At 70.4% G+C, this 7131-nt stretch carries 7 protein-coding genes; 2 read left to right on the top strand and 5 right to left on the bottom strand.

The annotated features are described in order from the left end of the window. Positions 1-8 precede the first annotated feature (8 nt). Together NV348_RS11805 and NV348_RS11800 are read left to right on the top strand one after the other, a co-directional pair. A complete protein-coding gene (locus NV348_RS11805) occupies positions 9-224 on the top strand; it encodes an MbtH family protein (protein ID WP_218719668.1) in 216 nt (71 codons plus the stop codon). A gap of 24 nt (positions 225-248) precedes the next feature. Further along, the gene (locus NV348_RS11800; RefSeq protein WP_447146962.1) at positions 249-1109 is read left to right on the top strand and encodes a hypothetical protein; all 861 of its coding nucleotides are present in this window, start codon (positions 249-251) and stop codon (positions 1107-1109) included. A 9-nt stretch (positions 1110-1118) separates the two neighbouring features. Here NV348_RS11800 and NV348_RS11795 read toward each other — a convergent pair whose 3' ends face one another. The 5 genes from NV348_RS11795 to NV348_RS11775 all read right to left on the bottom strand — a co-directional run bounded on the left by NV348_RS11795 (position 1119) and on the right by NV348_RS11775 (position 7083). Next, on the bottom strand, positions 1119-2546 hold the full coding sequence (locus NV348_RS11795; protein WP_447146961.1) for a DUF1254 domain-containing protein: 1428 nt from the start codon (positions 2544-2546) through the stop codon (positions 1119-1121). Positions 2547-2706: 160 nt separating this feature from the next. Then, on the bottom strand, positions 2707-2946 hold the full coding sequence (locus NV348_RS11790) for a helix-turn-helix domain-containing protein (protein ID WP_447146960.1): 240 nt from the start codon (positions 2944-2946) through the stop codon (positions 2707-2709). A 15-nt stretch (positions 2947-2961) separates the two neighbouring features. Continuing rightward, a complete protein-coding gene (locus NV348_RS11785; protein WP_447146959.1) occupies positions 2962-4188 on the bottom strand; it encodes a TetR/AcrR family transcriptional regulator in 1227 nt (408 codons plus the stop codon). 12 nt (positions 4189-4200) lie between these two features. Continuing rightward, a complete protein-coding gene (locus NV348_RS11780) occupies positions 4201-6144 on the bottom strand; it encodes an acetoacetate--CoA ligase (protein WP_447146958.1) in 1944 nt (647 codons plus the stop codon). Positions 6145-6243: 99 nt separating this feature from the next. Further along, on the bottom strand, positions 6244-7083 hold the full coding sequence (locus NV348_RS11775; RefSeq protein WP_447146957.1) for an HpcH/HpaI aldolase/citrate lyase family protein: 840 nt from the start codon (positions 7081-7083) through the stop codon (positions 6244-6246). Between the last annotated feature and the right edge of the window lie 48 nt (positions 7084-7131).

Genomic DNA, 7131 nt, shown 5'->3' with positions numbered 1-7131 from the left:
GCAATCCGATGAGCAATCCGTTCGACGACGAGAACGCCCAGTTCTACGTATTGGTCAACGCCGAGGGGGAACACTCCCTCTGGCCCACCTTCGCCGCCGTCCCCGGCGGCTGGACCGTCGCCTTCGGCGCCGCGACCCGCACTTCCTGTCTCCAGTACGTCGAATCCCATTGGCTCGACATGCGTCCCAACTCGCTCATCGCCGCGATGGCCAACGAAGGCTGAGCTCCGCCCTACGTACAGTGGGGTATGCGGAGTACTCGGGCCGGAATCGTGGTGGCGCTGCTGGTGGGACTGCTGGCGGGCGCGTATCTGGGGGCGCTGTTCGCGTCCTCGACCGACCCCGATCCGCCGCGCCGAAAGACCACCGCACGCGATGTCGAGCACGCCGAGCTGGTGCTGTTCGAGTCCGCTCGGGGATTACCCGACGTCAGCACCATCCTGCGGTCGCCCGCGGACATCGCCCAGTTCACCGGGCGATTCTCCGGTGACGAGTTCAGGGCCGGTCAGCTCACGGACACGCTGTCGCGCCGCGACCTCGAGACCGAGGCGCTGATCGCCATTTCCTGGGGCGCGGGGTGTTCGCCCGGTAACGGTGCGAAGCTGACCAGCAGCGGCAATGCCGACTACTCCGTCCGGCTGACCGGCGCGGACAATCCGCCGCCGGAATGCTACGCGCCGTGGGACATCCTGACGGTGTTCGCGCTGCCTCGGGCCGAGGTGCCGGCACAGACCCGGCTCCGCGGGGACCGCCCCGACCCGCCGGGCCCCGCGATCCTCGCCCATTTCGGGCGCCTCACGTTCGGCACGGCGCCGCGCGGTGCGGAAGTCTCCCAGCCGGATCAGCTCGCCGCGTTCGTCACCGGGCTCGATACCGCGACGGCCGTTCGGGTGCGCTCGGCGGTGTCGCCGCGCGCCGCCGGTGATCGAGCGTTCGCCTTCGTCGTCACCGGCTGCCACAACGACAGTGCCTACCTTGCTATTTCGTCGGAGCGGCTGCGTCCGGTGCCGACCGCGACCGAGCCGGTCGTCTGCGTCGTCGCCGACCATTACGTCGCGGTGTTCACCGCCCCGGCCACGTCCGTCCCGATCGAGGCCACCATCGGCTGAGACCGGGAGTCATTGCACCGGGGTCATCGGTGGCGGCTCCCAGTCGCCTTCGATCGCGGCCTCGCGTGGCGCGTACAGGCGCAGCGTCAGGGAGAACTCGCCGGAGTCCGGGATCGGGAGCCAGTTGCCGGTGGGGGTGCCGGGGCGGGGATCGTCGTGCTGGACGGCGATTTCCACCGCGCCGTCCGGGCCGGTTACCACCGGCGGGGCGTGGCCGACCGTGTAGATCTCGGCCGGGTTGGGGACGAGGAAGCCCTGCGGGTCGTAGGCGGTGATCGAGGCGAAGGCTTCCACCGGTGGCCACCGCCCTGGTTCGAAGCGGATGCGGTAGCGCCGGGGCTGTCCCGATTCGTCGGTCGTGGGAGCCCAGAGTTCGGCGTAGAGCACGTCGCGGATCGGGGCCTTGCCCGGTGCGCGCATGGTCATCGCCGCGCGTCGCAGGTAGTCGGTGCCGAAGGTGCCCAGCTCGACGGGGATCTCCCACCCGTTGACGCGGCGCGCCGTCGGGTCGGTCCATTCCGAGATCCGGCGCTGGGCCTGGCGAACGGCTTCGTCGAGCAGTTCGACGGGCTCGTTGTCGACGGTGCCGCCGGGGACCACGCCGATGGTGGCCAGCTGCTCCACCAGCGGTGCGTCGGCGGCCGCGGGCGGAGCGGCGACCATCAGCCGGCACAGCCGGTTGAGATAGGTGCGCCCGTCCAGCGCGGCGATCCGCTTGACCGGCGGCTCGGGCCCGCGGTCGATCGGGTGCACCCTGCTGACCGTCACGTCGTATTCGCGGCGCTGCCAGGCGCTCGCGGGCACCAGCCGGATCTTCTCCTGCCAGCGATTGACCTGCGCCGCGTCCGCGACACCATTGATCTGGATCCGGCCGACGATCGTCGCCATCGCCGACGGCATGTGCAGCAGGGTGGTGTGCGGCGGCAGCGACCCGGTCCACTGCGGGCCCGTGATGACATAGGTGAACGGCGGTCCGTCGGCATCGACCGTGGTCCGCGGCTGCTTGCTGCTCAGATCGTGCACGGTGTTGCCCCACCCGTCGAGCAGCTGGAACAGCCAGTACCGGTCCGGTTCCATCCCCGGGATCTGCAGCACCAGCGGCTCGTCAGCCAGATTCAGCCACGCCTGCGAATACACCACGTCGTGGCTGAGCCGGGCCACCCCGCGATCCAGCGGATCGGGCAGCACGCTGTGATCGAAGGTATTGGCCGGCCCACTCGCCGCCCGCATCATGTCCAGCATGATCATCGGATAACCGAACACATACGCCTCGATCGCCAGCCCCAGCACATCCGGCGCCCCCGTCGACGTCACCACCGACGGCACCGGCTCCCCACCCCCACACCCGGGTACCACCGCCACCACCCCCACCGCCGCACCCCACCCCAGCAAGCGCCGCCGACTCAGCCCACCCTCGTCACCCGCCCGACCACCCATGCACTCTCCGTCCGACACCTCGAACGCCCACCGTAAACATCCCGCCACCACCCGCCCTCACACACAACGGGTGAAATCCGCAGGTCAGCCGTTATCCGCGGCACGGCCGGCGCTGCCGATCAGCGTGCCGACCCGGGTGTCGTAGAGCTCGACGACGAGGTCAGTCATCGGCGTCCGCCGGGTCGATCGTGGCGGTGAGGTGCATGCCGGTCTCACGCATCATGGCGAACAGCCGGTCGGTGTAGCTCGACGGTTTGCCGGCCTCCATCTCCCAGATGTAGCGCTGGCTGGTCCCGAGCCGTTCGGCGAGTTCGCGCTGGCTCAGACCGCTGAGCAGCCGCGCCTGTTGCAGGATGCGGCCAAGGGACTCCGGGCCGGTGACTTTGCCGGTGTAAGCCATAGTGCATCGGGTGGATCAGCCGAGGAGGGTTTGGTGCATGAGGTGGGCGACGCGGGCTCGGCAGGCGATGGGGTCGGGGCCGTAGATCTGGCTGAGGTCGATGACCAGGGCGAAGGCGGCGTGGACCAGGAAGCGGGCTTCGGCGGCGGAGAGTTCGGGGCGTTCCTCGCGGACCAGGCGGGCCCATTCCTGGACGCTGAGGCGCTGGATATTGCGCAGGACCGCGCGTTCCTCGGCGGGGACATGGCCGAACTCGGCGTAGTAGACGACGGCCAGCGCGCGTTCGTCGAAGGTGTCGGTGACGAACTGGGCGATCAGCACGTCCAGGGCGGCGCCGCTGTCGGGAGTGCCGGCGACGGCGGGGCCGATCGCACCCGAGACCCGGTCGGCCGCCCGGCGGAACGCGGCGGCGAGGATGTCGCTCTTGCCGCGATAGAACCGGTACACCGCCGAGGCGGCGGACAGGCCGGCGGCCGAGGCGATGTCCTCGACGCTCACATTCGGGTACCCACGCTCGTGGAACAGCTCGACCGCTTTGCGCAGCAGCAGTTCGTGTTTGAACGACTCCGGGATCTCGACCTGGGTGGCCTGCTCGGAAACCGTTGCCGCGGGCGGCAATCCGTTCCCGGTCAGCGCCAAGCAGGCCGTGCTCAGCAGCCGGTTCAGCGTGCGGGCCGGCAGCGCGGCGTGATGGTCGGCGATGCTGGTGATCACCCCGAACATCGCGGTGGACAGCATCCGCAGATCCGCCGCGGTCAGTTCCGGCCGCAGCACGGTCAGCTGTTCGTCGAGGGCGGCCAGCACCGAGGCCCGCTGCTCGTCGAGCACCAGCCGGTCGGCGGGTTCGAGGTAGCGGCCCTCCCAGCGCACCAGCGTGACCGTCGCCCGGTTCTCCATCGTCGCGCCGATGAGCCCGGTCAACATGTGCCGCAACCGTTCCGCCGCGCCGAGCGCGCCGTCGCCGGTCACCGCGATCGAGGCGGCGAACCCCTGGCCGACCCGCAGCAGCTCCTCCCGGAACAGCGCGTACTTGCTCGGATAGTGCCGGTACAGCGCCGCCGAGCTGATCCCCAGTCCGGCGGCGATGTCCTCCATGCTCACTCCGTGATACCCGGCCGCGCCGAACGCCACCGCCGAGGTCGCCGCGATCTGCGCACGCCGATTCTTCGGACGCCGCCGCACACCGTCCTTCGTTCCGCCGACCACCGATCCACGCGCACCACGAGACTCGCCGACATTCATGCGAGAAGTGTATTAGGGCTTGTGGGGCGGGGTGATCCGGGCATACCAGTCGAGCAGGGACGGGTCGTCGACGGCGCTGCGTTCGACCACACGGCTCGCGTCCGCGCCCTGGAAGAGCTTCTTGATCGGGACTTCCAGCTTCTTGCCGGTTCTGGTGTGCGGGATGCCGGGGGCCTCGCGGACCTCGTCGGGGACGTGGCGGGGCGAGACCTCGGTGCGAATCGCGGTGCCGATCCGGGTCTTCAGATCGTCGGTGAGGGCGGCGCCGGGAGCGAGGACGACGAACAGCGGCATCCAGTAGCCGCCGTCGGGCTGTTCGGCGCCGATCACCAGGGCCTCGGCGATCTCCGGGAACTGCTCGACGACCTGGTAGATGTCGGCGCTGCCCATCCGGATGCCGTGCCGGTTGAGGGTGGAATCGGAGCGGCCGTGCACGACGACGCTGCCGTGCTCGGTCAGGGTGATCCAGTCGCCGTGCCGCCACACGCCGGGATAGGTGTCGAAATAGGCTTCGTGGTAGCGCTTTCCGTCCTCGTCGCGCCAGAAGCGCACCGGCATCGACGGCATCGGCTGGGTCACCACCAGCTCGCCGACCTCGCCGCGCACCGGCGCGCCCAGCTCGTCGAACGCGTCGAGCGCGACCCCGAGATACGGCGCCGACAGCTCGCCCGGCCACACCGGCACGGTGGGCACGCCGCCGATGAACGCCGACACCACGTCGGTGCCGCCGCTGATCGAGTTCACCTGCACGTGCTCGCCCGCGTTCTCGTTCAGCCACAGCGCGCTCGACACCGGCAGCGCCGAGCCGGTGATCCCGACGCTGCGCAGCGCCGACAGATCGTGATCGGTCCGCGGCACCGAACCCGCCTTGATACAGCCGAGCACATACCCGGGGCTGGTCCCGAGCACGGTGGCGCGGACCTGGGCGGCGAGGCGCCACAGCGCGTCCGGGCCGCCCGCCGTCGGGCTGCCGTCGTAGGTGACCACGGTCGCGCCGGTCAGCAGGCCGGCGATCTGGAAGTTCCACATCATCCAGCTGGGGCTGGTGTACCAGAAGAAGGTGTCGTCGGGCCCGATATCGGACTGCAGGGCAACGGCTTTCAGGTGCTCGAGCAGCACGCCGCCGTGCCCGTGCACGATGCCCTTCGGCAGACCGGTGGTGCCGGAGGAGAACACGATCCAGAGCGGATGATCGAAGGCGACGGCGGCGGTCTCGATGACCCCGAGCCCGGGATCGGCGACCGCGTCCGACCACGCCACCGCGCCCGGAACCTCGAGCCCGAGCTGCGACACCACGACCGTCGCGCGCAACCCGGGCAGGCCCTCCCGCAGCGCGGCGATATCGGCGCGCTTGTCGTGCTGCTTACCGCCGAACCGGTAGCCGTCGGCCGTCACCAGCACGGTCGGCTCCAGCTGCCCGAGCCGGTCCAGCGCCGCCTTGGCCGAGTAGTCCTGTCCGCACGCGCTCCACACCGCGCCGATGCTCGCGGTGGCGAGGAAGGCAACGATGGCCTCCGGGATATTCGGCAGATAGCCGATCACCCGGTCGCCCGCGCCGACGCCCTGCGCCCGCAGGCTGCCCGCGAACGCGGTGACCTGCTCGATCAGCTCGGCCCACGAGATCTCGCGCGGCTCGGCGTCCTCGTGCAGGGCGAGCACGGCGGGCCGATCGGGCCGCGCCTGCCGGACGATCTGGTCGACGTAGTTCAGCCGCGTGCCAGGGAACCACTGCGCGCCGGGCATCTCCCGCGCGCCGAGCACGCCGTCGGCGATCGGGCCGAGCTCGAAGTAGTCCCACAGCGCCTGCCAGAAGCCGGCGATGTCGCCGACCGACCATTGCCACAGGGCTTGGTAGTCGGGGTACTGCTCGCCGGTCCGGCCGCTGACGAAGGCGGCGAAGTCGGTGATCCGTGCCGACGCGATGTCCTGGGCGGTCGGTTCCCATTGCGGTTGCACCGGATGTCCTCCTCGTACTGGGTTACGCGGGGCCGGAACTGCCCGGCCGATGATTACCCCGGCGCGCGGGCGGTACTCGCGCCGCGCGCCGGGTGGTGCTCAGCTGGGCAGCTCGGCCCGGCGGACGATCCGCTCCGCGTGCCGCAGCACCGGCGCGTCGACCATGCGTCCCTCGAAGGCGAAGACGCCGCGATGGTTCGGCACCTCGGCGAGGACCCGCCGCGCCCAGTCGATCTCGTCGGGGTCGGGCGCGTAGCCCTCGCGGATCACCGCCACCTGGCTGGGATGGATGGCGACCTTGGCGTCGAAGCCGACGGCCACCGCGTCCAGCGTCTCCACCGCCAGCCCTTCCAGATTCCTGATGTCGAGGAACACCGAATCCAGGGCGAACCGGCCGAAGGCCTTGGCCGCCAGCAGGCTGGTCGAGCGCACGTGCCGGGCGACATCGCGATAGCTGCCGTCGGCATGCCTGCTCGAATTGCCGCCGAGACCGGCGACGAGGTCCTCGGCGCCCCACATCACGCCGATGGCGTTCTCGGCGGCGACCGATTCGGTCACCCGCACCGCGCCCAGCGGCGACTCGATCAGCACGATCACCTCGTAGCCCGCCAGGCTGCGGACCTGTTCGGCCGATTCGCATTTGGGCAGCATGATGCGGCGGTAGGCGGTCTGCGCGAGGGCGGCCAGGTCGGCCGCGTACTCCTCGGTGTCGACCGCGTTCACGCGAATCACGGTGTGCTGCGGGTCGAGTGGCGTGTCGATCAGCGCCTGCCTGGCCGCGACCTTGTCACCCGCGGCGACGCCGTCCTCGAGGTCGAGGATCACCACGTCGGCCACCGCGGCGGCCTTGGCGAAACGTTCGGGGCGGTCGGCCGGACAGAACAGCCAGGCAGGTCCGGTCGGCTCCCAGGCACTCACGCTGTCTCCCGTCATTGTCATGCTGTGTCCTTTCGGCGGGCCGGGTCGCCCGGGGATGGTGCGGCACGG

The sequence above is a fragment of the Nocardia fodinahabitans genome (genome assembly GCF_052983615.1).
The sequence above is the reverse complement of the archived record's forward strand: the minus strand, read 5'-3'. Positions and strand labels throughout refer to the sequence as shown.